Below are 2,976 nucleotides of genomic sequence, written 5' to 3'. Positions count from 1 at the left end.
CCTGGCAGGCGGTCGCACCGTTGCGCTACTTCAACGACCGGGCCGGCTCGATTTACGCCGGCAGCAACGAGATTCAGTCTGTGTTGGCGCGATTGGATGGGGTGGTTCAGGCGGCGGTGGTTGTGCGTGAGGACCGTCGCGGTGACAAGCGTCTGGTGGGTTACATCACCGGGACAGCTGAGCCGTCTGCCGTGCGTGTGCAGCTGGCTGATCGTCTGCCGTCCTATATGGTGCCCTCGGCGGTGGTGTTGATCGAGGCGCTGCCACTGACGGTCAGCGGCAAACTCGACACCCGCGCCCTGCCGGCACCCGACTACCGATCCACCGGATACCGTGCCCCCGGTAACGCGATCGAGGAAATTCTCGCCGGTATATATGCCCAAGTCCTGGGACTGGACCGCGTGGGAGTCGACGACTCGTTCTTCGACCTCGGTGGTGACAGCATCCTGTCGATGCGTCTGATCGCCGCCGTCAATTCCGGTATGGATACCCAGCTTTCCGTTCGCACAGTGTTCGAGGCACCCACGGTGGCCCAACTGGCACTGCACATCGGTGCCGGTACCAGCCGGCCGCGGCCGCTGGCGCACGCACCGCGGCCCCCATCGGTTCCGTTGTCCTTCGCCCAGCACCGGTTGTGGCTCATCGATCAACTGTACGGTCCCTCACCGGTTTACAACTTGCCGGTGGGATTGCGACTCCGCGGACACCTACACGCCGATCTTCTCGCCATGGCGCTTCGCGACGTGATCTGCAGACACGAAAGCCTTCGCACCGTCTTCGAGGCAGCCGACGGGACACCACGGCAGGTCGTGTTGCCGTCCGAGGAAACCGACATCGCGTGGGAAGCCGTCGATGCCAGCGGATGGTCAGAAAGCCGATTGGATGAAGCCATCCGAGCCGCATCACGGCACACGTTCGATCTATCGGCCGAGATCCCCATTCGGGCTTGGCTTTTCCACCTCACCGACGACGAACACGTACTGGTCGCGGTACTGCACCATATCGCGGCCGACGGCTGGTCGATCGCGCCGTTGGTGCGCGACCTGAGCACCGCGTACACCAGCCGATGCGCCGGACACGATCCCGCATGGACGCCGTTGGCGGTGCAGTACGCCGACTACACGCTGTGGCATCGCGCGAACCTGGGCGAGCTCGATGACCCCGACAGTCCCATCGCCGCGCAGTTGGCGTACTGGACAGACTCCCTTGCCGGCATGCCCGAGCGGATCCCGTTGCCCACCGATCGGCCCTACCCCGCAATGGCGGAGTTGCAAGGTGCGACGGTGCCGGTGAATTGGTCACCCGAGCTGCAGCAGCGGGTGCGTGCGCTGGCGCGGGAGTTCAATGCGACCAGTTTCATGGTGGCGCAGGCCGCGTTGGCGGTGTTGTTGGCGAAGGTCGGTGCGGGTCGTGATGTGGCGGTGGGTTTTCCGGTGGCTGGTCGGGGTGATCCGGCGCTGGATGATCTGGTGGGGTTTTTCGTCAACACGTTGGTGTTGCGGGTGGATGTGGGTGCGGATCTGACGGTGGGGGAGTTGTTGGCTCAGGTGCGCCGGCGCTGCTTGGCTGCTTACGAGCATCAGGATGTGCCCTTCGAGGTGTTGGTGGAGCGACTCGATCCGACCCGAAACCTCGCGCACCACCCCCTGATACAAGTGTCGTTGGCGTGGCAGAACCTCCCCGTGTACGCCGCGGGAACCACCGATGGATTGCACCTGGGTGGCCTGCACGTCACGCCGATTCCGGTCGAAACCCAAACCGCCCGTATGGACCTGACCTTCTCACTGGCCGAGAACGTCACTGAAGACGGTGAGCCCGCCGGAATCGCGGGTGCGGTGGAGTTCCGTACCGACGTCTTCGATGCGGCGAGCATCGAGGTGTTGATCGAGCGGTTCGAGCGGGTACTGGCGGCACTGTGCGCCGACCCCACCCGGCGGGTGGCTTCGATCGAAGCCCTCAACGACTCCGAGCGCGCTCGCCTCGATGAACTCGGCCACCGTGCGAGCTTGACCGATTCTCGCCCGCTGGTGTCGATTCCGGAGTTGTTCAGCGCACAGGTGGTGCGCGCACCGGAGGCGGTCGCCGTGACCTTCGAGGGCCGATCGATGACGTACCTCGACTTGGACGAGGCCGCCGATCGGCTGGCGCATTCGTTGGTGGATCTGGGTGCGGGTCCGGGCCGGTATGTGGGGCTGTTGGTGCCGCGGTCGGCGGATGCGATTGTGGCGATACTGGGGGTGCTCAAGACCGGCGCGACTTGTGTGCCGGTCGATCCGGTGGTGCCTGACGCGCGCATCGATTTCGTCTTAGAGGATGCCGCGCCGGTGGTGGTCATCACGACGGCGGCCTTGCGGCCTCGACTGGCCGGTCACGACGTACAGATCATCGATGTCGATGATTTGGCGATCACGGGTGACGGGTCTGCGTTGCCGATGTCGCACCACGAGGACATCGCGTATTTGATCTATACCTCGGGTACGACGGGTGTGCCCAAGGCGGCGGGGATTACGCACGCCGGTGTGACCGGGCTGCTGGGATCGTTGGATGCGGCATTGCCCGATCCGGGCGTGTGGACCCACAGTCATTCGTTGGCTTTTGATGTGTCGGTGTGGGAGATCTTCGGTGCGTTGCTGCGTGGTGGGCGGGTGGTGGTTGTTGGTGAGGATGTGGTGGGTTCGGCCGAGGATTTTCATGCGTTGTTGGTCGATGAGCGCGTTGAGGTGTTGACTCAGACTCCTTCTGCGGTGGGGGTTTTGGGTGTGGAGGGGTTGGAGTCGGTGTCGTTGGTGGTGGTGGGTGAGGCGTGTCCGGCGCAGGTGGTGGATCGGTGGGCGCGGGGTCGGGTGATGGTTAATGCTTATGGCCCGACGGAGACGACGATGTGGGTGGCGATCAGTGGGCCGTGATGCGGCTCGGATGGCTTCATCCAATCGGCTTTCTGACCATCCGCTGGCATCGACGGCTTCCCACGCGATG

General features: G+C 64.2%; 1 protein-coding gene. It reads left to right on the top strand.

Annotation, left to right across the window (positions count from 1 at the left end):
• The coding region (locus AU197_RS19400) for a condensation domain-containing protein (protein WP_156434483.1) at positions 1-2,906 on the top strand (2,906 nt) is incomplete at its 5' end.
• Positions 2,907-2,976: the final 70 nt, after the last annotated feature.

It is taken from the genome of Mycobacterium sp. IS-1590 (genome assembly GCF_001500025.1).
Lineage (GTDB): Bacteria > Actinomycetota > Actinomycetes > Mycobacteriales > Mycobacteriaceae > Mycobacterium.
The sequence above is the reverse complement of the archived record's forward strand: the minus strand, read 5'-3'. Positions and strand labels throughout refer to the sequence as shown.